Raw genomic sequence first — 23,261 nt, 5'->3', positions numbered from 1 at the left:
ATGAATCTTTAAACTGTAAACTTAATAAATAGATGAAGAAGATATTTGTTTTATTGATGATGGCATTGGCTACATGCAATATCTCTGCGAAGTCAAACTTTGTGCAGGTAAAGGACGGACATTTCGTTCGCGACGGTAAACCTTATTATTATGTAGGTACCAATTTCTGGTATGGTGCCATCCTCGGTTCAGAAGGACAGGGCGGCAACCGCGAGCGTCTCTGCAAGGAACTCGATAAGATGAAGGAGATGGGCATTGACAACCTCCGCATCCTGGTGGGCTCTGATGGAAAGCGAGGAGTGAAGACCAAGGTTGAGCCGACGCTGCAGGAAGCTCCGGGCGTTTATAACGATACGATTCTTGCCGGTCTCGACTATCTGCTGATGGAGATGGGAAAACGCAAGATGCTGGCCGTGCTCTATCTGAACAATTCCTGGGAATGGAGTGGCGGTTATGGCTATTACCTGGAGCAGGCTGGTTTGGGCCAGGCTCTCCGTCCTAACGAAGATGGATATCCTGCCTTCATGAACTTCGTCGCCAAATATGCATCCTGCGAAAAGGCGCATCAGCTTTTCTATGATTATGTGAAATTCATACTTACGAGAACCAACAGATATACAAAGAAGAAGTATAAGGACGACCCGGCTATCATGTCATGGCAGATAGGTAATGAGCCTCGTGCTTTCAGCAAAGAGCAGTTGCCTGCTTTCGAAAAGTGGCTGGGTGAAGCGAGCAAGCTGATCCGTTCGCTCGATAAGAATCATCTGATTTCTATCGGTAGCGAAGGTAAATTTGGATGTGAAGGTGAACTGAACTGTTGGGAACGGATCTGTGCCGACAAGAATGTAGATTATTGCAACATTCATCTTTGGCCATACAACTGGAGTTGGGCGAGAAAAGACCATTTGCAGGAAGATTTGGAAATCTCCTGCCAGAACACAAAGGAGTATATTGATGAACATCTTGAGGTATGCGGACGTATCAGGAAGCCATTGGTGATGGAGGAGTTCGGCTATCCTCGTGATGGTTTCTCTTTCTCAACTTCTTCTACAACAGAAGCACGTGATGGATATTATAAGTATGTGTTCAGTCTTGTTGGCGACAATGCTGCATCTGGCGGTTACTTTGCCGGTTGCAACTTCTGGGGATGGGGCGGCTTTGCCAATCCTAAGCATGAGCAGTGGCAGGTAGGTGATGACTACACCGGTGATCCTGCTCAGGAGGCGCAAGGTCTGAACTCCGTTTTCTCTACCGATAAATCTACATTGGATGTAGTAAAGACGCAGGTAGACAGAATGAAGAAGATTGGTAAGTTATAAGTTTAGTGAAATTGTTAGTTGTTTTAGGAGGGTGTACCATCTGTTTTCATGGTGCACCCTCTTTTTTTGTTTGACTTTTTATGATAATACTTTTATGTTTTTTCGTAAAAGAATTGCCATATAGTTCGTTAACTGTTTGATTATGAGAATGTCCCGATATTGCAATAGCTTTTTAATTGCCATAATCTGCCATATATTGCCATAAAAATAGCGATACTCAGGCGTTTTTGGTGATTTTTAGCGGTGTTTTTGATGCTGTTTTTTCCCGTATAATCTCCAATGCTGTTCCCGAAATTGCGTCCCGACGTAGCATCTGGTACGTCCCGACGCAGCTCCAGATACGTCGCGACGTAATTTTAGATACATCCTGCCCAGAATCAAGTGAGCTTCATTTGAACTCCAGATAAACTTCACTTGAAATGAAGAACCAGAGGGGGATGATTTTTTTCTTTTCCTTCTTTTTGAAAGAAAACCCCTGAATTTCTTGGCAGTTTCAATCAAAAAGAGAGGGTATGTAATGCCCTCTCTTTTTGATTTTATCCGTTTCGAACATTGATTAATGTTCAAGATATAGTCCGTTTAGCTTTTCCAGGAAAACACAAACTTCATCATTTATCATTTCCATGAACCCATGAGTCTTTTTGTTCGATACACCAGGATATGGAGTATAGTAATGCTCCTCAATCGGTTCTCCCTGGTTTCTGCCAAACATCAGGTAAGCTATGTTTCTTTTCTCGGAAAAGAAGTTTGGAATCAATAGATTCTGTTGAGAGCTATATTATATATAATGTTCGCGTACCTTAATATAATTTAGTATCATTGGATTATAAAAAGCACTTTTTTCATCTTTGAAGAAAAGTATGTTTATTGAGCAAAAAAATACATGAGAAGTTCGAAAATTTGCAGTATCTTTGCAGCCGTAAAACAGGAAATAAACAATTAGCAATAAATTAATAACAATTGAACAATGAAGCAGCTTGTTTTTAGGTTAATAATTATAGGTGTTCTGATGAGTGTGCTGGGGACTTCAAGCCTCAGCGCACAAATCAGAGGAAACAACATCGTGGTAACGGTAACTCCTGACCATCAGGACTGGAATTACCGGATAGGCGAGAAGGCTAACTTCACGGTGAATGTGAGAAAGAGCGGTACGCTACTCAACCAGGTGAAGGTTGATTATGAAGCCGGTCCGGCAATGTTTCCGGAGGTGAAGAAAAGTACCACTCTCAAGGGCGGAACCATGAAATGGTGCGGCAGTCTGAACAGACCGGGCTTCTATCGTCTCAAGGTTATCGCTCATGTTGATGGCAAGGATTACGAGGGACTTTGCACGGCAGGTTTCTCTCCAGAGAAGATCCAGCCTTTCGCACAGGAACCTAAGGATTTCGATGCTTTCTGGAAGAAGGCACTGGATGAGGCAAGACAGAATGACCTCAATCCTACCAAGGTGCTTCTGCCTGAGCGTTGTACCAAGGATAAGAATGTATATGAAATAAGTTATAACAACAACCGATGGGGCTCTAAGATGTATGGCATCCTGAGTGTCCCGGTAAAAGAAGGTAAGTATCCGGCTTTGCTCCGTGTACCTGGTGCGGGTGTACGCCCTTATGCCGGCGATACTTATACGGCTCCTGCTGAGTGCATCGTACTGGAAATCGGTATTCACGGTGTTCCTGTTACCATGCAGCAGAAGATTTATGATGATCTTGCCAATGGCGAACTGAAAGGCTACTGGGATACCAATCTCGAGAATCCTTATCGCAATGCTTACAGACGGGTAGTAACCGGTGCAGTCCGTGGTGTGGATTATATCGCTTCGCTCCCTGAGTGGAACGGAAAGACTATCGGTGTAACGGGTTCATCACAGGGTGGATTTCTTTCCATCGCTGTGGCAGCTCTCGATAAGCGAATCACATTCCTGGCTCCTGTTCATGATGCTATGTGTGATTATGAAGCTGAGATTCACGGAGTTGCAGGCGGCTGGCCTCACTATTTCTATAAGGAAGACAAGGCACAGGGGGCTGCATGGAAAGAGCAGAAACTTACAGATTTGGAAAAGGCAAGACTCGAAGGTGCACGCTATTATGATGGCGTCAACTTCGCCCGTCGTATCACCGTTCCTGGCTGGTACAGTTTCGGTTATAATGATGAGGTGGTTCCGCCAACATCATCTTACGGCCTTTATAATTCGGTAAAAGCGCCTAAGACCTTGAGTCTGTACCAGATGACCGGTCATTACTGGTATCAGGAGCAGTGGGATGAATGGCAGGCTTGGATTATTCAGCAATTAAAGAAATAGATATATGATAGGAAAAAGAATTTTGATTGGTGCTGCTTGCCTCATGGCGATGCAAGGAGCAATGGCACAGGTTGATGGCGTTACGGGCGCATCAGTCCAGACTGCCAATACTTCCTGCTGCAAGGGTAAAAAGCAATGTTGCAATACTCCGGCAGAGCAACTGAAGGTCAGACTGCAGAAATTACGGAACAAGGGAATCATGCTCGGTCATCAGGATGATCCGGTGTATGGTACTACTTGGAAATGGGATGAAGGAAAGAGCGATGTATTACTCACTACAGGTGATTATCCTGCTGTGATGGGCTTTGATCTCGGTAAGCTAGAGCTCGACAGCAAGGAAAACCTCGATGGCGTATCTTTCGATCGTATGCGAAAAGAAATCATTGCCCAAAATGAGAGAGGAGGCATCGTTACTTTGAGTTGGCATCCTTGGAATCCGGTTACTGGCGAGAATGCCTGGGATCCGAAAGGTGATGCCGTAGCTGCTATCCTGGATGGAGGCGCCCAGCAACAGAAGTTCGACGGATGGCTCAAGAAGGTTTCCGATTTCATCCTTTCTTTGAAGACAAACGATGGTAAACTGGTTCCTGTCATCTTCCGACCATGGCATGAAATGAATGGCGGATGGTTCTGGTGGGGAGCTAGCAGTTGCACACCTGCACAATATAACCAATTATACGTAAAAACCCTAAATATACTTACTAAAGCAGGGTGCAATAACATCGTTTGGGCTTGGTCACCAAATCTCAGCGACGAGAAGACGGTAGAAAAATTCCTGGAGCGATTCCCGGGAGAAAAGTATGTGGATATGCTGGGTGTTGACGTCTACGAGTTCGACAACAGCGATGCCAACTATCAGCAGAACCTTGCCGCTACGCTCGATGTGCTGATGGAGGCAGCCAAGAAGGTCGGCAAGATTCCTGCCCTCACCGAAACGGGTTGCAGGGGTATCTCCAGCAAGAAGGACTGGTTTACGCAAACCCTTTGGCCTGTACTTCAGAAGTATCAGTTGAGTTATGTACTCTTCTGGCGTAATGCCTGGGATAAACCTCAGGAGGAAGCCTATCTTCCTGGAGTAGGCGATGGTGCCATCGTCGAGGACTTCAAAGCATTCAAGAAGGAAAAGAAAGTCCTCTTTGCCAAAGAGGTTTTAAAGGTTAAATAAATGTTGAATGTTGAATGTTGAATTGGCATTAGTCCAATGTACATTTTATACTCAACATTCAACACTCAACATTAATATAAAATAAAATATGACTACATTTCAAGACAAAGTGAAAGCACTTCGCGCTCATCATGAGGAACTGTTGAGCCGTAAGAATGAACCCGTAGAGTGGGGAAATGGTATCTACGAAAAGTATAAGAACCCAATCCTCACCGCAGAACATACACCATTGGAGTGGCGTTACGACTTCGATGAGAAGAGCAACCCTTATCTCATGCAGCGCATCATGATGAATGCTACCCTCAATTCGGGTGCCATCAAGTGGAATGGTAAGTATCTCCTCGTTGTTCGTGTTGAGGGTGCTGACCGCAAGAGTTTCTTTGCCGTAGCAGAGAGTCCTAATGGTGTTGACAACTTCCGTTTCTGGGATGAGCCTATCACTATGCCGGAGGATGTTATTCCTGCTACCAACATCTATGATATGCGACTCACAGCTCATGAGGATGGTTATATCTATGGCGTGTTCTGTGCAGAGCGTCATGATGATGCACAGCCTGGCGACCTCAGTGCTGCTACTGCTACTGCAGCCATCGCTCGTACCAAGGATCTGGTAAACTGGGAGCGCCTTCCTGATTTGAAAACCAAGAGCCAGCAGCGCAATGTGGTTCTCCATCCGGAATTCGTTGATGGCAAGTATGCTTTCTATACCCGTCCACAGGATGGTTTCATCGATACAGGTTCTGGTGGTGGTATCGGTTGGGCTCTTGTTGATGATATCACTCATGCCGAAATCAAGGAAGAGAAGATCATCAATGCCCGTCACTATCATACCATCCAGGAGGTGAAGAACGGTGAGGGTCCTCATCCTATCAAGACTGATAAGGGCTGGTTGCATCTGGCTCACGGTGTTCGTGGCTGTGCCAGCGGTCTCCGCTATGTGCTCTATATGTACATGACTTCTCTTGAGGATCCTACAAAGGTGATTGCAGAACCAGGTGGATATCTCCTCGTACCGGAAGGTCCTGAGTATATCGGTGATGTAATGAACGTAGTCTTTGCCAATGGTTGGATTGCAGATGAGGATGGCAAGGTATTCATCTACTATGCTTCTTCTGATACCCGCATGCATGTGGCAACTTCTACCATCGACCGATTGGTAGATTACTGCATGAATACACCAAAGGATGATTATCGTACTCAGTTCTCTGTAGAGAAGATCAAGGCTTTGGTAGCAAAAAATAAACAGACTTTAAGTAAATAAGTTTCAGGTATTAAGATTGTAGGGATTCGTACTCCTCATCCGTATTATCAGATATAGATGGGGAGCGAATCCCTTTTTAAATATTAATAAGTGAAGAGTGAAGAACGAAGAATTCAATAGTTTTTGCTAATCATAAAGTTCAAAGTTCAAAATTCAAAGTTCAAAGTAAAACAATGGCTCGTTTAAAAGAAAAAATAGCTTATGCATTGGGTGATGCCGCTGCGGGTGGTATTGTATGGAAGGTGATGTCTATCGCTTTTCCTCTGTTTTTTACAAATGTCTTCGGACTCTCGTTTGCGGATGCGGCAGTACTGATGCTCGTAGCCCGCATGTTTGATGTGGTTACTGACCCACTGATGGGTACTCTTGCCGACCGTACCCAGAGCCGTTTCGGTACCTACCGTCCTTGGCTCATCTATGGTGCCATTCCTTTCGGATTGATATTCGCCCTCTTGCTCTATACACCAGACTTCGGTCCTGTGGGCAAGCGAATCTATGCTTACGCCCTCTATCTGCTGATGATGGCGGTATATACCATGGTGAATGTGCCTTACGGCTCATTGCTCGGTGTGATGACCGAGGATGATGATGAGAAGAACCAATTCTCTTCTTTCCGTATGGTGGGTGCTTATGCCATGGGATTCGTCACCCTGCTTTCTTTCCCTTATCTCCAGAAAATGGTAGGTGGAACAGCCGCACATCAGTATGCTGTCATTGGTGCCGTGCTCGGTATTATTGCAGCTGTGATGACATTGGCTTGCGGACTCCTTACCAAGGAACGTCTGAAGCCGAAGCGTGCTGAGAAGTTCTCTTTCCAGCAGTTTGCCGACCTCGTTCACAACAAGGCTTGGCTCTATATGACAGCCATCGCCGTGTGTACCAACTTCTTCAACGGATTCCGCTATGCCGTAGCTGGCTATATGTTTGATTACTGTCTGCATGGCAATGTAACCATCGAGGGATTGATTATCAACTATACCGTTTTCATGGCGTTTGGTGAAGTAACTTGTATGATTTTCGGTGGTGTATCTCCTTGGTTCACCCGTCTGGTAGGCAGCAAGCGCATGGCATTCTTCTGGGCTGCAACACTCTGTCTGGTTCTCTCGGTTGTCTTCTTCTTCATCCCGATGAATCCGTCGTATATCTGGGTGATGATAGCCATCGTTATCCTTACCTCTATCGGTATCGGTATCTATTCGCCATTGATGTGGTCAATGTATGCCGATGTAGCCGACTACCATACCGAGCATTTCGGAACATCCGCTACAGGTCTTATCTTCTCTTCCGGTACGATGAGCCAGAAGTTTGGTACAGCCATTTCCGGTTCTCTCATCGCCCTCTTCCTGGGCTGGGCAGGTGCCAACATGATAACAGATAAGATGGGTAATACGATGATCGACCCAGCCAGCGTCACCGACTCTGTACTTACGATGGTATGGTCATTGTTCTCACTCTTCCCAGCCGTCATCGCCTTCCTGCTGATGGTGCTTGCCTGGAAGTTCCCTATCCGCAAATAATTGTTTTAACATAACTAATAATCACTATTAAAAAAGGAAAAATGGAAAATCTTAAAGAAACGATGCGGGATGTTCTGGAGAACAACATCCTCAGCTATTGGCTAACGAAAGTGAAAGATGAAGAAAACGGTGGCTTTTACGGACGTGTAGACGGTAACGACCAGGTACATCCTGTAGCCGAGAAGGGAGCAGTGATGAATGCCCGTATCCTCTGGGCGTTTTCTGCTGCCTATCGTGTCTTGAAGAAGCCGGAGTATCTTGAGGCTGCCACCCGTGCCAAGGATTATGTGCGCGATTATTTCCTCGACAGGGAATATGGCGGAATCTACTGGAGTGTTGACTGTCAGGGTAATCCGCTCGATACCAAGAAGCAGACTTATACCATCGGCTTTGCCATCTATGGTTTCTCGGAGTATGCCCGTGCAACAGGTGACAAGGAGGCGTTGGATATCGCCATCTCCCTGTATCATGACATCGAGAAGCATGCCTTTGATGCCAAGAACAACGGATATATCGAGGCATTGACCCGTGAGTGGAATCCGATTGCAGACATGCGTCTCTCTGATAAGGATGAGAATGGTTCCCGTACGATGAATACCCATCTGCATATCATCGAGCCATATACCAATCTTTATCGTGTATGGAAGACTCCGGAACTGGAGAAGAGCATCCGCAATCTGCTCGATATCTTCACCGATAAGCTTCTGAACAAGGAGACTTATCATCTCGACCTCTTCTTCAATGACGAGTGGGAGGGCAAGCGCAATATCGAGAGCTATGGTCATGATATTGAGGCGTCCTGGCTGCTCCACGAAACCGCGCTGGTTTTGGACGATAAGATATTGCTGCATAAGATAGAGCGCATCATCCGTCGTATAGCCGATGCAGCAGATGAAGGCTTACGTCCGGATGGCAGTATGGTTTATGAGCATTGGAAAGATGGAGATAAGTATGATCTCCAGCGCCAGTGGTGGGTGCAGTGCGAGAACATCATCGGACATATCGACCTCTATCAGTATTTCCGTACCGAAGAGAATCTTCTGGTTGCCATCTCCTGCTGGAACTATGTAGCCAAGCATCTGCTGGATGCCAAGAACGGCGAGTGGCACTGGGCTATCCTGGAAGATGGTACGGTCAACAAGGAGGATGATAAGGCGGGTTTCTGGAAATGTCCTTACCACAACTCCCGTATGTGTCTCGAACTCATCGAACGTGACTATTAACATACAGATTCCCTGCAAGGCAGGAATATAATACAAAAATCCAAGCAAATCATATATTTGCTTGGATTTTTTTGTTTATCCCGATTTTTTATTGTACTTTTGCAGCCAATGCGGCGCCAGCCCCATTATTCATTATTAAATTGTAAATTATTCGTATTAATAAATGTATATAGCAATAGCAGGAAATATCGGTAGTGGCAAGACAACCCTCACCAAGATGCTTTCTAGACATTATGGATGGAAACAGTACTTGGAGCCCGTGGCTGAAAACCCCTATATCGATGACTATTACAAGGATATCTCGCGATGGGCTCTCAATATGGAGGTGTTCTATCTGAAGCAGCGATTCAAGAATCTGCTGGAAATCCAACACAGTAAAGAGACGGTTATCCAGGACCGCACCATCTTTGAGGGTGTTTATGTCTTTGCGGCCAACAACCGGAAGATGGGCAACATGGACCAGCGCGACTACGAGACTTATATGGAGCTCTTCGAGTCTATGATGGAAGTGGTGGAGATGCCTGAACTGATGATATATCTCCGTTCTTCAGTTCCTCACCTCGTGAAGAATATCCAGAAGCGCGGTCGTGATTATGAGCAGAAGATGCCTTTGGATTATCTGGAAGGTATCAACAATCTTTACGAAGATTTCATCATGAACAAGTATAAGGGCAAGGTGCTTATCGTAGAAGTTGATAATCTCGATTTCGAGCACAATCCCAAGCAGTTTGGTGAAATCGTAGATAAGATAGATGCCAAGCTCTTCGGGCTGTTCTCTTAAAGGTAAAAAAGTAAAAAGGTAAAAAAAATGCATATAGCAATAGCAGGAAATATAGGTAGCGGCAAGACAACATTAACCAAGATGCTTGCCAAGAGATATGGCTGGAAAGCTAATTTCGAGCCGGTAGATAATAATCCATATCTGGCTGATTATTACAAGGATATGGAACGTTGGTCGTTTAATCTTCAGATTTACTTCCTGAACAAGCGATTCCATGATGTTGTGGAGATTTCCCGTTCAGAGCAGACCATCGTACAGGATAGAACCATCTTCGAGGATGCGCGTATCTTTGCGCCTAATCTTCATGATATCGGTATGATGAGCGACAGGGATTTCAAGAACTATACCGATCTCTTTGATCTGATGATCAGTCTGGTGAAACTCCCTGACCTGATGATATATATCAAGAGCAGCATTCCTACGCTCGTGAAGCATATCGAGAAGCGTGGCCGCGATTTCGAGAAGAGCATCCGCATCGATTATCTCCAGGGCTTGAACAAGCGTTATGAGGATTGGATCAAGGATTATAAAGGTCGCCTCATCATCATCGATGGTGATAATCTGGAGTTCGGAGAGAATCCGGAAGACTTCCGAAAGGTTACTGACCTAATAGATGCTGAACTCTTCGGCCTGTTTGCTGAAAAAGAGGTTTAAAAGTAAAAAGTAAAAGGGTAAAAAGGTAAAAAGAACCTTAACCCCTTTCGCCCCCCCCGTTCTTAGCGATTCCATCGCTAGTCCCCCAAGTCCTTATCATAAAGGTAAAAAGCGCAACCCCGCTAGGCGTCAAAGGAGGAACGCCTGGCGTGGTTGCGTTTTATGGTTGTACAACTAAAGGGTTATGGTTGTACGACTATAAGGGTTGTAGTTGTACGATTAAAAGGTGTTGTCACTAGGCTCGGCAGAGCTGCTGACTAGGCTCAGTAGGTCTGCTGAGCTTAGTGGCAACCTTCGAGAAGCAGTCTCCTTCAACTCGAGAAGCAGTCTCCTAAAACTAAAAGAGACATCTCTTTGAACCCAAAGAAACGTCTCCTTTCGCTTATTCAATCATATCCTTAGAACCTGGTTCGTGGCTGCAAAGATACATATTTTCCCTGTTATAATCTCTTAAACCTTGGAAAATATTCAATAGCTGCATTCTTTTTAACTTATTTTGGGGCAAAAAAATCCTACTATTCTGTTCCTTTTTGCTACAAAATACGCTCGTTTTCTCTGTTTCCGAACCTTCGTTAATACTGTCTGTTAACTGATTAAATCAGGCAGTTTTTTGTATTTTTTCACTTTGAACGCAAATTAAACCATAAAAAAAAGTGCTCTTTCAGAAAAAAGTGTTACCTTTGCAACCGCTTAGAAGCATTTATATAAAATAACGTTATAACAAATTTATGAACTTTACACTATTTATCACCGTTTTGCTGACGGCTGTAACCTTGGTGGTGGCTGCTTATGTCATCGCGAAGTTGATCGGTCCTCGTTCATACAATCCGGTAAAGGGTGAACCTTTTGAGTGCGGTATTCCGACTCGTGGCAGCTCATGGTTGCCATCACACATCGGCTACTACCTCTTCGCCATCCTTTTCCTGATGTTTGACATCGAGACAGTATTGCTTTATCCATGGGCAGTCGTAGTTAAGCAGTTTGGACCTATGGCTCTCGTGAGCATCGGGTTCTTCCTGTTGGTATTGGTATTTGGCCTTGCTTACGCTTGGCGGAAAGGAGCATTGGAATGGAAGTAAACAAAAGAGCCTCTATCAAGAGTATTCCTTACGACGAGTTTAAGGACAATGATACCCTCGAAAAGATTGCGCAGGAGCTCAATGAGGGTGGTGCTAACGTGGTAATCGGTTCGCTCGATGCTGCCATTAACTGGGGACGCAGTAACTCACTCTGGTCTTTGACCTTCGGTACCTCTTGCTGTGGTATCGAGTTTATGGCTGTAGGTTGTGCGCGTTACGACTTCTCACGTTTCGGTTTCGAGGTAACCCGTAACTCTCCACGTCAGGCTGACTTGATCATGTGTGCCGGTACTATTACCAATAAGATGGCACCTGTTTTCAAACGTTTGTACGATGAAATGGCTGAGCCTAAGTATGTGGTAGCTGTAGGTGGATGCGCCATCTCTGGTGGTCCGTTCAAGAAGAGCTACAATGTGGTTCGTGGTATCAGCGAGTTGGTTCCTGTGGATGTTTATATCCCTGGTTGTCCTCCACGCCCTGAGGCTATCCTTTACGGTATGATGCAGTTGCAGCGTAAGGTAAAGGTTGAGAAATTCTTCGGTGGTGCCAACCACAAGATGACTCAGGATGAGAAGGAACTCTCTATGAGCAAGGGTGGTCTTCGCGGCTTGAGCAACGAGAACCTCTCTGACAGCGAGAAGCTCGGACACAAGGAGCCTATCATCGTAACTGAAGTACCTGAGGATTTCGACCCTCAGAAAGGTCTAACTGATTAATATAATAAGGTATAAGAACATGAAACTGAATAATATTGAATTGAGTTTTGATAATTTCGCCTCAGAAATGGCGAAGTTGAAGAACGAGAAGCATTTCGACTACCTTGTTACCATCATCGGTGAAGACTTCGGTGAGGAAGGTCTCGGATGTATCTATATTCTCGAGAATACTCAGACCAACGAGCGCTGCTCGGTAAAGACCATCGCCAAGAAGGTAGATGGCAGTGATGTGATTCCTACAGTTATCAATCTCTGGAAGGTAGCTGACCTCCTGGAGCGTGAGGTATTCGATTTTGTCGGCATCAAGTTCCTGGGTCACCCAGATATGCGCCGTCTTTTCCTCCGCACCGATTTCCAGGGCTATCCATTGCGCAAGGACTTCGATATGAGTCCTGAGGCAAACAAGTTCCCTTGTACTGATGAGCCAGAGGATGACTTCACCATGGAGTTTTCCTTGAGCGAAGATGGCCATCTCGTTGTTACAGAGAAGCGTCGCTTTGATGAGAACGACTATGTTGTCAACATTGGTCCTAACCACCCATCTACCCATGGTGTGCTCAGATTGCAGACTGTTATTGATGGTGAGACCGTGAAGCGCATCTATCCACACCTCGGTTATATTCACCGTGGTATCGAGAAGATGTGGGAGAACATGACCTATCCTCAGACCTTGGCATTGACCGACCGTCTGAACTATCTTTCTGCGATGATGCACCGCCACGCTCTGGTTGGTGTTATCGAGGAGGCTATGGGTATCGAACTCTCAGACCGCATCCGCTACATCCGCACCATTATGGATGAGTTGCAGCGTATCGACTCACACTTGCTCTATCTCGGCTGTACCGCACAGGACTTGGGTGCCTTGACCGCATTCCTCTACTGCATGCGCGACCGTGAGCACGTATTGAACGTTATGGAGGAAACCACTGGTGGCCGTCTGATTCAGAACTACTACCGTATCGGTGGCCTTCAGGCAGATATCGACCCTAACTTCGTTCAGAACGTGAAGACCCTCTGCAAGTATCTCCGTCCGATGATTCAGGAGTACCTCGACGTATTCGGTGACAACGTGATTACTCACAATCGTCTCGAAGGCGTAGGCCCTATGAACCTTGAGGATTGTATCAACTATGCCGTAACCGGTCCTGCTGGTCGTGCATCAGGTTGGAAGAACGATACCCGCAAGCGTCATCCATACGATATGTACGACAAGGTGGAGTGGAAGGAAATCACCCTTACCGGTTGCGATTCAATGGATCGTTACTATGTACATATCCAGGAGTTGTATCAGAGCTTGGACATCATCGAGCAGTTGATTGACAACATTCCAGAGGGTGAGTACTACATCAAGCAGAAGCCAATTATCAAGGTTCCGGAGGGACAGTGGTACTTCTCTGTTGAGGGTGCCAGCGGCGAGTTTGGTGTATATCTCGACTCAAAGGGTGACAAGAGTCCATACCGTATGAAGATGCGTCCGATGGGTCTTTCACTCACAGGAGCCTTGGATCCAATGCTCCGTGGTCAGAAGATCGCCGACCTCATCACTACAGGTGCAGCAATCGATTTCGTAATCCCTGATATTGATAGATAATTATGTTTGATTTTAGTATAGTAACAACATTCATCGACAATCTGCTTCGCCAGACCTTGGGTCTGGGCGACTTCCTGTCGATTCTGATTGAGTGCGTGCTCGTGGGTATCTGTATTTTGACAGCATACGCCCTCATCGCTATCGTACTTATCTTCATGGAGCGTAAGGTGTGTGCCTACTTCCAGTGCCGTCTCGGCCCTATGCGTGTAGGTCCTTGGGGTATCTTCCAGGTATTCGCCGACGTGCTCAAGATGTTGATCAAGGAGATCTTCGCTGTAGATAGAGCCGATAAGCTGCTCTACTACATGGCACCATTCCTCGTGATCATTGCCTCTGTAGGTACTTTCTCATTCCTTCCATGGAACAAGGGAGCTCATATTCTTGACTTCAACGTAGGTGTATTCCTCATCACAGCCGTAAGTTCTATCGGTGTGCTGGGTGTGTTCCTCGCTGGTTGGGCATCTAACAACAAATACTCTGTGGTATCTGCCATGCGTGGTGCCGTACAGATGGTTTCTTACGAGATGTCTCTCGGTCTCTGTCTGATTTCTGCAGTTGTTCTTACCGGTACCATGCAGGTAAGCGGTATTGTAGAGGCTCAGACTGGCGCTTGGAACTGGTTGATTATCAAGGGGCATGTGCCAGCTATTCTGGCTTTCCTCGTATTCCTTGTAGCAGGTAATGCTGAGGCTAACCGTGGTCCTTTCGACTTGGCTGAGGCTGAGAGTGAGTTGACCGCAGGTTACCACACAGAGTATTCAGGTATGGGCTTCGGTTTCTACTACCTGGCAGAGTACCTCAACCTCTTCGTGATTTCTGGTATCGCTTCTACCGTATTCCTCGGTGGTTGGGCGCCATTGAACATCGGTATCGAGGGCTTCGACAATCTGATGAACCTCATCCCAGGTTTCATCTGGTTCTTCGGTAAGACCTTTGCCGTGGTATGGCTCCTGATGTGGGTACGTTGGACATTCCCACGTCTGCGTATCGACCAGATTCTGAAGTTGGAGTGGAAGTATCTGATGCCATTGTCACTGGTCATCCTGATCTTGATGACAGTATGCGTAGCATTCGGATTCCACGGATAATCTTTAATACACATTATTATAATAATAAGAAAGTATGTCTAACAATTCATATTTCGGCGGTATTGCAGCGGGTTTGAAGACCCTCGCTATCGGTATGAAGACTACCATGAAGGAGTACTTCACACCAAAGAGCACAGAGCAGTATCCTGAGAACCGCAAGACTACACTCCACGTATCTCCACGTTTCCGTGGTCGCCTGGTCTTCGTTCGTGATGAGAACGAGGCTTACAAGTGTGTGGGTTGTACATTGTGTGAGAAGTCATGCCCTAACGATACCATCAAGATTGTAACCGAGATGGTGGAGGATCCAGAGACAGGCAAGAAGAAGCGCAAGCTGGTAGATTACCAGTACGACTTGGGCGACTGCATGTTCTGCGAGCTCTGTGTGAACGCATGTAACTTCGGTGCAATCAAGTTTGTCAACGATTTCGAGAATGCAGTCTTCGACCGCAACAAGTTGGTGATGCACCTTGACAAGGAGGTTTATAAGGGCGGTAGCCTTCCAAACCTCATCGAGGGTGGTGCCCCATTGGAAATCGGTAAGTTTAACACCAAGACTAAGTAAGGAGGACTTTAGACAATGATAACAGCAAATTTATTTATGTTCGTCATCTTGGCAGTAGTCATCCTTGGCTCAGCCATCATGTGCGTGTTCACCAAGCGCATCATGCGTGCGGCAACCTTCCTGTTGTTCGTACTCTTCGGTGTAGCAGGCATGTTCTTCCTGCTCGACTATACTTATCTGGGTGCAGCTCAGATTTCTGTATATGCCGGTGGTATCACCATGCTTTATGTCTTCGCTATCCAGTTGGTATCAAAGCGTACTCTCCAGGGTCTTTTGGAGCATGTCAAGGGTAGCAAGATTGTAGGTCGCGCACTCGTCTGCCTCGTTGGTTTCGTAACCTTGGCAGTCGTCGTGTTGAAGAATCACTTTATTGATATGGCTGCAACCGTAGCCGACACCGAGGTGCCAATGGACCAGGTAGGTTCTGCACTGGTAGGTGCTGACAAGTATGGCTATGTATTGCCATTCGAGTTTATCTCTGTATTCCTGTTGGCATGTATCATCGGTGGTATCTTAATCGCAAGAAAGGAGGATAAGAAATGATTCCAGTACAATATTTCTTCGTGCTCTCAGCACTCTTGTTCTTCATCGGAGTCTATGGCTTCTGTACACGCCGTAACCTCGTTGCCATGCTCATCTCCATCGAGCTTGTATTGAATGCAGCCGACCTGAACTTCGCTGTGTTCAACCGCATCCTCTTCCCAGGACAGTTGGAAGGTTTCTTCTTCACATTGTTCTCTATCGGAGTAGCAGCAGCCGAGACAGCCGTAGCGCTCGCTATTATTATCAACGTTTACCGCAACTATCACAGTGACCAGGTGAACAGTATTGAAAACATGAAATTCTAAAAGACAATGGAATACAATTATGCATTTTTGATACTTCTTCTGCCATTCCTGAGCTTCCTGGTTCTGGGACTTGTGGGTATGAAGATGAAAAGACCGGTAGCAGCACTCATCGGTACCGTATTGATGGGCTGTGTATTCGCGATGTCTGTCTATACAGCATACGAGTACTTCTTTGCAGTGGGTCGTGATGCCTCAACAGGTATGTACCCAACTGTTACCGTATTTAATTTCACATGGTTGAAGTTTACTGAGTTGCTCACCTTCAACATCGGTTTCCGTCTGAGCCCAATCTCTGTATTGATGCTCATCGTGATTACCACCGTCAGCTTCATGGTTCACATCTACAGCTTCGGCTATATGGCAGAGCGTGATGAGAACTACAAGGTTGAGGAATACGAGAAGGGTATGCAGCGTTTCTACGCTTACCTGAGCCTCTTCACCATGTCAATGTTGGGCCTGGTAGTAGCTACCAACATCTTCCAGATGTATCTGTTCTGGGAGTTGGTGGGTGTTTGCTCATACCTGCTCATCGGTTTCTACTATCCAAAGCATGCTGCAGTTCATGCCAGCAAGAAGGCGTTCATCGTAACCCGTTTCGCTGACCTCTTCTTCCTCATCGGTATCCTGTTCTACAGCTTCTATGTAGGAACCTTCAACTATGACTTGAATGCTCAGCCAGAGCTCAACTCTGCTTTGGCAGGTGCAGCTTGGGTAATGCCAACAGCTTTGTTCCTCATGTTCATCGGTGGTGCCGGTAAGAGTGCGATGTTCCCATTGCACATTTGGTTGCCAGATGCGATGGAGGGTCCAACACCTGTTTCTGCGTTGATCCACGCCGCTACCATGGTTGTAGCAGGTGTTTATCAGGTAGCCAGCCTCTTCCCAATCTGGGTACAGTATGCTCCTGAGGCTTTGCACTATGTAGCTTACATTGCAGCCTTCACCGCATTCTATGCAGCAGCTGTAGCTTGCTGCCAGCGTGATATCAAGCGTGGTCTGGCTTTCTCTACTATCTCTCAGATTGCCTACATGCTCGTAGCTCTCGGCGTTTGCTTCGCTGTAGATAACCACCATGGTGGTTTGGGTTACATGGCTGGTATCTTCCACCTGTTTACCCACGCTATGTTCAAGGCGTTGCTCTTCCTCTGCTCTGGTGCTATCATCGTCATCATCGGCAGCAACTTCAAGGATTACATGGGCGGTCTGCACAAGTATATGCCTATTACCAACATCTGCTTCCTCATCGGTTGCTTGGCGATTGCAGGTATTCCTCCATTCGCAGGTTTCTGGTCAAAGGATGAGATTATCTCAGCTTGCTTCCAGTTCTCTCCATTTATGGGCTGGTTCATGACAGTGGTTGCCGGTATGACTGCATTCTACATGTTCCGTCTCTACTATGTAATCTTCTGGGGACAGAGCTACTATGAGCTTGATCCTGAGAACCGTCGCAAGCCACAGGAGGTTCCTTTCGTGATGTGGGGTCCATTGGTATTCCTCGCCATCATCTCTTGCCTCTGTGGTTTGATTCCATTCGGTCACTTCGTTTCTGCTACAGGTCAGAGCTACGATATCCATATCGACATGAGTGTGGCAACAACCTCTGTTATCGTTGCTATCATCGGTATCGGTCTGGCTACTTACATGTATGCTCCTAAGAAGACTCCATTGGCAGACGCTTTGGCTAAGAAGATGCCTAAGTTGCACAAGGCAGCGTTGAACCGTTTCTATATCGACGATGCTTGGCAGTTCTTCACCCACAAGATTGTCTTCGGTTGCTTCTCAAAGCCAATCGCATGGTTCGACCGTCGTGTTATCGATGGTACCTTCAACTTCATGGCTTGGGGTACACAGGAGGCAGGTGAAACTATCCGCCCATGGCAGAGTGGTGATGTTCGCAGCTATGCTATCTGGTTCCTCACCGGTACCGTGGCATTGACATTGTGCCTGCTCGCACTTCTTTAATGAAAGTCTCACAATTAAGTAAATAGAAAAGAAATGAATTTAAGTATATTCGTCATAGTACCACTCCTGATGTTGCTCGGCCTCTGGTTGGCACGCAACGACAAGCAGGTTCGTGGTGTGATGGTAGCAGGTGCCAGCGTATTGCTCGGTCTCTCCATCTATTTGGTGTTTGCATTTCTCGAAGCTCGTGAGACAATGCCAGCCGACCAAGCTCCGATGCTCTTCACCTACTGTGTGCCTTGGTTTGAACCATTGCACATCAACTATTCACTCGGTGTGGATGGTATTTCAGTGGTGATGATTCTCCTGACTTCTATCATCGTGTTCACCGGTACATTTGCTTCCTGGCAGATGGAACCAATGAAGAAGGAATACTTCCTCTGGTTCACGCTCCTGAGCATCGGTGTATATGGCTTCTTCATCTCTATCGACATGTTTACCATGTTCATGTTCTATGAGGTTGCGCTGATTCCTATGTACCTCCTCATCGGTGTATGGGGTAGTGGTGCAAAGGAGTATTCAGCCATGAAGTTGACTTTGATGTTGATGGGTGGTTCAGCCCTTTTGGTTATCGGTATCCTGGGAATCTACTTCTACAGTGGTGCTCAGACCTTCGAAATCCTCGATATCGCTCACCACACCAATGGTGCTCATGCGATTCCAGAGAGTGTGCAGAACGTGTTCTTCCCATTGCTCTTCATCGGTTTCGGTATCCTCGGTGCGCTGTTCCCATTCCACACATGGTCTCCTGATGGTCACGCCAGTGCGCCAACAGCCGTATCTATGTTGCACGCCGGTGTATTGATGAAGCTTGGTGGTTACGGTTGCTTCCGTATCGCCATGTTCCTCTTGCCAGCTGCTACTCACGGCTTCTGGATCAAGGTGTTCCTCGTACTGACTACTATCTCTATCGTATATGGTGCTTTGTCAGCATGTGTACAGACCGACTTGAAGTACATCAACGCTTACTCATCAGTTTCTCACTGTGGTATGGTGCTCTTCGCTCTCTGTATGATGACCGAGACTGCTGCTACTGGTGCAATCCTCCAGATGTTGTCTCACGGTTTGATGACCGCCCTCTTCTTCGCCGTTATCGGTATGATTTATCATCAGGCTGGTACACGTGACGTACGTTATCTGGGTGGTTTGATGAAGATTATTCCATTCCTCTCTGTAGGTTATGCAGTAGCTGGTTTGGCTAACCTCGGTTTGCCAGGTTTCTCAGGTTTCGTAGCCGAGATGACCATCTTCGTGGGTTCTTTCCAAAATGCAGATACATTCCATCGCGTATGTACCATCATCGCATGTACCTCAATCGTTGTAACAGCGGTTTACATCTTGCGTTGTGTAGGTAAGATCCTTTATCAGAAGGTTCCTAATCCAAAGTTGGAGAAGCTTCACGATGCTACCTGGGACGAGCGTATCGCTGTAGCAGGTCTTATCGCCTGCGTTGCAGGTCTCGGTATGTTCCCACTCTGGGCAGAGGAGATTATCATGGACGCTGTCGGTCCTATCTTTAGTGTAATCATGTAATAAATATCAGAAGAAATGAATTACAGTCAATTTTTAAATATGATTCCAGAAGCTACCCTGATGGTAGTTCTGTTGATCACTTTCATTGCTGACTTCTGCAGTTCCAAGAGCGCAGACCGTAAGTGGTTCAATCCTCTGGTATGTCTCTTGATGGTGGCTCACATTGCCATCAATATCTTCCCAACAGAAGCCACAGAGGCATTTGGTGGCATGTACACAACAGGTCCTGCTGCCGGTGTTTTGAAGACTATCCTGGCACTGGGTACCCTCATCGTAATGGTACAGGCTAAGGAGTGGTTGAGCCGCAAGGACACAGCCTTCAAGGAGGGTGAGTTCTATATGCTGATTATCTCTACCTTGCTCGGTATGAACATGATGGTTAGTGCCAACCACTTCCTCCTGTTCTTCCTCGGTCTCGAAATGGCATCTGTGCCAATGGCTTGCTTGGTAGCATTCGATAAGTACCGTCACAATTCTGCTGAGGCAGGAGCTAAGTTCATCCTTACTGCTACTTTCTCAAGTGGCGTGATGATCTACGGTATCTCTCTGCTCTATGCTGCTTGTGGTACTTTGTACTTCGATGATATCGCAAAGGTTATCTCTGCATCACCATTGACCATCGCCGGTATGGTATTCTTCTTCAGTGGTCTCGGTTTCAAGATTTCCTTGGTTCCTTTCCACTTCTGGACAGCCGATTCATACCAGGGTGCACCAACTACTGTTACAGGTTATCTGTCAGTAGTATCTAAGGGTGCTGCAGCGTTTACTCTCTGCGCTATCCTCATGAAGGTGTTCCAGCCAATGGTAGAGTACTGGACCGTGTTGCTTTACATCGTGATTGTACTTTCTATCACTATCGCCAACCTGTTTGCCATCCGTCAGAGCGACCTGAAGCGTTTCATGGCATTCTCTTCTATCTCTCAGGCAGGTTACATCATGTTGGCTGTGGTAGGTAACTCAGCGATGAGCGTGAGCGCCCTGACTTATTATGTATTGATTTACGTAGTAGCCAACCTGAGCGTCTTCACCATCATCTCATCTATTGAGGAGCACAATGACGGTACAGTTCAGATGGACAGCTACAATGGTTTGTACAAGACTAACCCACGCCTGGCATTCCTGATGACCTTGGCATTGTTCTCATTGGGTGGTATTCCTCCATTCGCCGGTATGTTCTCGAAGTTCTTCGTGTTCATGGCAGCAGTTGGTACACACGACATCCACACCACATTGGGAGCCTGGGCATACGGCGTAGTATTCATCGCGTTGGTAAACACAGTTATCAGCTTGTACTACTATCTGCTCATCGTGAAGGCTATGTTTATCAAGCACAGCGATAATCCGCTTCCTACTTTCCAGAGCGCATGCTCAACCAAGTTGGCGCTTGCAATCTGCACCGTAGGTATCGTAGCATTCGGTATTTGCTCATTCGTCTTCGACTGGATTTCAGTTGCAGTGAATGCGTAAATCATCAATAATTTATAAAAATCCCAGCAATCGGTAAAAGATTGCTGGGATTTTTTTTGGTATTGTCTGAATTTTGCAGTAATTTTGCACCCCGAAAGAGGCATGGTGCCTCAAGTAATCAATAATAAATATTAATTAATCAATCAATATAAAAAGGATGGATAAGTTACCAATGAATGATGTTCCGATGCTCGTAAGCGCCATCAACTTCCTGCTTCGTGACCACGAGTTTGAAACACTCGATGAGATTTGTAATCACTTCAATGTGAACCGTGCGGCATTAGAAGCCAAAATGGCTACCCAAGGATTTGAGTGGTCAGAGCAACAGAAGAAATTCTGGTAAAGAGCACGCTTTCAACTATAAATAGTGCCCTGTAAACTATAAATTATAAACTGTCAACTATTAGTAGTAAATTATAAATTAATTATGACTCCTCCTCGACCCTTGTGGAAGTCTGTACAAGACTATGTTTTGATTGCGATAGGTATGATATCCTACGCTATTGGATGGAACGTGTTCCTCTTGCCAACCAATGTAACAGCAAGCGGACTTCCTGGTATCTCCAGTATTATCTATTGGGCAACCGGTTGCCCTGTGCAAATTCCGTATTTTATCGTCAACGCCACCTTATTAATATGTGCGTTCAAGATTTTGGGAGCAAAGTTCTGTGTCAAGACTGTTTATGCCGTTATAGTGGTAACCATCCTGACCTCTTTCTTCTCCAGCCGTTTAGGTGATGTTCATCTTTTGGAAAACCAACCTTTATGGGCTGCTTTCCTGGGTGCCGTTTTCTGTGGCTGCGGAATCGGACTCGGTTTCTCGGTTGGTGGAAGTACGGGTGGTACGGATATCATCGCAGCCATCGTCAACAAGTATCGCGACATTTCTCTTGGTAGAGTGATTATGATATGCGACATCTTCATCATCAGTTCCAGCTATCTGGTGGTACACGATTGGGAGAAGGTGTTATATGGTTATGTAGTTCTTTGCGTTCAGGCATTCTGCATCGACCAGGTGGTAAACAGCAGAAGACGAAGCGTACAGTTCTTTATCATTTCACAGAAGTATGAGGAGATAGGCAAGCGCATCAATGTAGATGCTGATAGGGGAGTAACGGTGGTGAATGCCAGCGGTTTTTATTCCGGTCAGGATGTGAAGATGCTTTTCGTGTTAGCCAAGCAGCGTCAGGCTCCAGCTATCTTCCGTCTTATCAGCGAGATAGATCCGCATGCCTTTGTTAGTCAGAGTGCCGTTATCGGTGTGTATGGTGAAGGTTTTGACAAGATTAAATATAAAAGCAAAAAAGAGCACGGAGTTTAATATTCCGTGCTTTTTTGTGCATCAGGAAAAGTCAGGTGATGGTACATGCCAGTAATCCGAAAAAGTGAGGGTGTGTCATAAGTCTGAATAATAGTTGGCGCATAACAGTTGACCACCGCATGCACAACAGCTGTTGTGCATGCGCATATCAGCTGTTATGCAAGCGCACAACAGCTGTTGTGCGGCCGAAGATACTGACTGTCTCAACAACATATCCTATCTCTCCCAACAACATATCCTATCTCATCCAACAACAAGAAGAGGGTGAACCATAAACTTATGACACACCCTCACTTTACCAAAAGAGCATGTCTGGGTTCGGTAAGTCCAGTGGAAGGGTAGTGACTACAAATATAGTACGATTCTTTTTCTTGTGTCTATAAAATTAGGAACAAATAATAAGGTGTGTCTACTATTTCTGTTTTATGAAATTGATAGTGTCTACCTTTCTAGTTTATAAAGTAAAAAAGTGTCTACTGAAATCAGGAAAAGTCAATCTGTTTCTTTGCAGCCTTGTTGCTGAAATAAAATTAATCTGCGTTTTATTAGAATAAAGATGCTTTAGTTTCAAAAATAATCCGTATCTTTGCAGTCGTATTCTTCCCGATAGTAGTTCTTGAATGCTTAATCTGGTAGAATGAAATTTAGAAAGAGCGGACATTTGGGATGCTCATAATTTAATAATGGAGGATTGGATATGAATAAATTAACAAGAGAAGAGGCGCTTAGACGTTGGAAATCTGCCAAGGCCACAAAGATAGCCATGGTTGACAAGATGCAGAAGATGCTTTATGAAGACTACAAATTACGTACAGGCGAGGAGCCTGTGAGATTTAATGTCTTGTAATGAAAGAATTTGCGACATCTTTATA

21 protein-coding genes are annotated in these 23,261 nt (G+C 45.8%); all 21 read left to right on the top strand.

What is annotated here, in order from left to right; all coding sequences use genetic code 11:
• Positions 1–32 precede the first annotated feature (32 nt).
• The 21 genes from KUA48_RS14050 to KUA48_RS13950 all read left to right on the top strand — a co-directional run bounded on the left by KUA48_RS14050 (position 33) and on the right by KUA48_RS13950 (position 23,236).
• Entirely contained in the window at positions 33–1,319 is a 1,287-nt protein-coding gene (locus KUA48_RS14050; protein WP_218431685.1) for a cellulase family glycosylhydrolase, read from the top strand.
• A gap of 967 nt (positions 1,320–2,286) precedes the next feature.
• Positions 2,287–3,618: an acetylxylan esterase gene (locus KUA48_RS14045; protein ID WP_218431687.1), complete on the top strand. Its 1,332-nt coding sequence runs from the start codon at positions 2,287–2,289 to the stop codon at positions 3,616–3,618.
• Positions 3,619–3,622: 4 nt separating this feature from the next.
• Positions 3,623–4,783 carry a glycoside hydrolase family 26 protein gene (locus KUA48_RS14040; protein WP_256624398.1) on the top strand — a complete coding sequence of 387 codons (1,161 nt, stop codon included), beginning with the start codon at positions 3,623–3,625 and terminating at the stop codon, positions 4,781–4,783.
• An 88-nt stretch (positions 4,784–4,871) separates the two neighbouring features.
• Positions 4,872–6,044 carry a glycosidase gene (locus KUA48_RS14035; protein WP_218431688.1) on the top strand — a complete coding sequence of 391 codons (1,173 nt, stop codon included), beginning with the start codon at positions 4,872–4,874 and terminating at the stop codon, positions 6,042–6,044.
• 173 nt (positions 6,045–6,217) lie between these two features.
• A complete protein-coding gene (locus KUA48_RS14030) occupies positions 6,218–7,561 on the top strand; it encodes an MFS transporter (RefSeq protein ID WP_218431690.1) in 1,344 nt (447 codons plus the stop codon).
• 41 nt (positions 7,562–7,602) lie between these two features.
• Positions 7,603–8,784, top strand: a complete 1,182-nt coding sequence (locus tag KUA48_RS14025) for an AGE family epimerase/isomerase (RefSeq protein ID WP_218431691.1) — start codon at positions 7,603–7,605, stop codon at positions 8,782–8,784.
• A 163-nt stretch (positions 8,785–8,947) separates the two neighbouring features.
• Complete coding sequence (locus tag KUA48_RS14020; RefSeq protein ID WP_153073840.1) at positions 8,948–9,565, top strand: deoxynucleoside kinase; 618 nt, start codon at positions 8,948–8,950, stop codon at positions 9,563–9,565.
• A gap of 27 nt (positions 9,566–9,592) precedes the next feature.
• Positions 9,593–10,219, top strand: a complete 627-nt coding sequence (locus KUA48_RS14015) for a deoxynucleoside kinase (RefSeq protein WP_117587062.1) — start codon at positions 9,593–9,595, stop codon at positions 10,217–10,219.
• Between the two features lie 728 nt (positions 10,220–10,947).
• The gene (locus KUA48_RS14010) at positions 10,948–11,298 is read left to right on the top strand and encodes an NADH-quinone oxidoreductase subunit A (RefSeq protein ID WP_006846362.1); all 351 of its coding nucleotides are present in this window, start codon (positions 10,948–10,950) and stop codon (positions 11,296–11,298) included.
• Complete coding sequence (locus KUA48_RS14005) at positions 11,289–12,014, top strand: NADH-quinone oxidoreductase subunit B (protein WP_118154005.1); 726 nt, start codon at positions 11,289–11,291, stop codon at positions 12,012–12,014. Before KUA48_RS14010 ends, KUA48_RS14005 begins: the two co-directional genes overlap by 10 nt.
• Before the next feature lie 19 nt (positions 12,015–12,033).
• Complete coding sequence (locus KUA48_RS14000) at positions 12,034–13,605, top strand: NADH-quinone oxidoreductase subunit C (RefSeq protein WP_218431692.1); 1,572 nt, start codon at positions 12,034–12,036, stop codon at positions 13,603–13,605.
• A 2-nt stretch (positions 13,606–13,607) separates the two neighbouring features.
• Positions 13,608–14,693 (top strand): NADH-quinone oxidoreductase subunit NuoH, encoded by a 1,086-nt coding sequence (gene nuoH, locus KUA48_RS13995; protein WP_153073839.1) that lies wholly within the window; start codon positions 13,608–13,610, stop codon positions 14,691–14,693.
• A gap of 34 nt (positions 14,694–14,727) precedes the next feature.
• Positions 14,728–15,258: an NADH-quinone oxidoreductase subunit I gene (locus tag KUA48_RS13990; protein ID WP_153073838.1), complete on the top strand. Its 531-nt coding sequence runs from the start codon at positions 14,728–14,730 to the stop codon at positions 15,256–15,258.
• Between the two features lie 15 nt (positions 15,259–15,273).
• Positions 15,274–15,801, top strand: coding sequence for an NADH-quinone oxidoreductase subunit J (locus KUA48_RS13985; RefSeq protein WP_118153996.1), 528 nt, complete (start codon positions 15,274–15,276; stop codon positions 15,799–15,801).
• Positions 15,798–16,106 carry an NADH-quinone oxidoreductase subunit NuoK gene (gene nuoK, locus KUA48_RS13980; RefSeq protein ID WP_006846356.1) on the top strand — a complete coding sequence of 103 codons (309 nt, stop codon included), beginning with the start codon at positions 15,798–15,800 and terminating at the stop codon, positions 16,104–16,106. Before KUA48_RS13985 ends, nuoK begins: the two co-directional genes overlap by 4 nt.
• A 6-nt stretch (positions 16,107–16,112) precedes the next feature.
• Positions 16,113–18,068: an NADH-quinone oxidoreductase subunit L gene (gene nuoL, locus KUA48_RS13975; RefSeq protein WP_006846355.1), complete on the top strand. Its 1,956-nt coding sequence runs from the start codon at positions 16,113–16,115 to the stop codon at positions 18,066–18,068.
• Between the two features lie 33 nt (positions 18,069–18,101).
• Complete coding sequence (locus KUA48_RS13970) at positions 18,102–19,601, top strand: NuoM family protein (protein ID WP_117692674.1); 1,500 nt, start codon at positions 18,102–18,104, stop codon at positions 19,599–19,601.
• Between the two features lie 15 nt (positions 19,602–19,616).
• Positions 19,617–21,068: an NADH-quinone oxidoreductase subunit N gene (locus KUA48_RS13965; protein ID WP_218431693.1), complete on the top strand. Its 1,452-nt coding sequence runs from the start codon at positions 19,617–19,619 to the stop codon at positions 21,066–21,068.
• Between the two features lie 157 nt (positions 21,069–21,225).
• Positions 21,226–21,411, top strand: coding sequence for a DUF4250 domain-containing protein (locus KUA48_RS13960; RefSeq protein ID WP_117587069.1), 186 nt, complete (start codon positions 21,226–21,228; stop codon positions 21,409–21,411).
• Between the two features lie 84 nt (positions 21,412–21,495).
• Complete coding sequence (locus tag KUA48_RS13955; RefSeq protein ID WP_117587070.1) at positions 21,496–22,389, top strand: YitT family protein; 894 nt, start codon at positions 21,496–21,498, stop codon at positions 22,387–22,389.
• 697 nt (positions 22,390–23,086) lie between these two features.
• Positions 23,087–23,236, top strand: coding sequence for a protein tyrosine phosphatase (locus tag KUA48_RS13950; RefSeq protein WP_218431694.1), 150 nt, complete (start codon positions 23,087–23,089; stop codon positions 23,234–23,236).
• The last annotated feature ends 25 nt before the right edge of the window (positions 23,237–23,261 follow it).

Origin of the sequence: Segatella copri, assembly GCF_019249795.2 — a bacterium.
GTDB lineage: Bacteria > Bacteroidota > Bacteroidia > Bacteroidales > Bacteroidaceae > Prevotella > Prevotella copri_B.
Note: the sequence above shows the minus strand (reverse complement) of the source record. Positions and strands in the feature narration are given on the sequence as shown.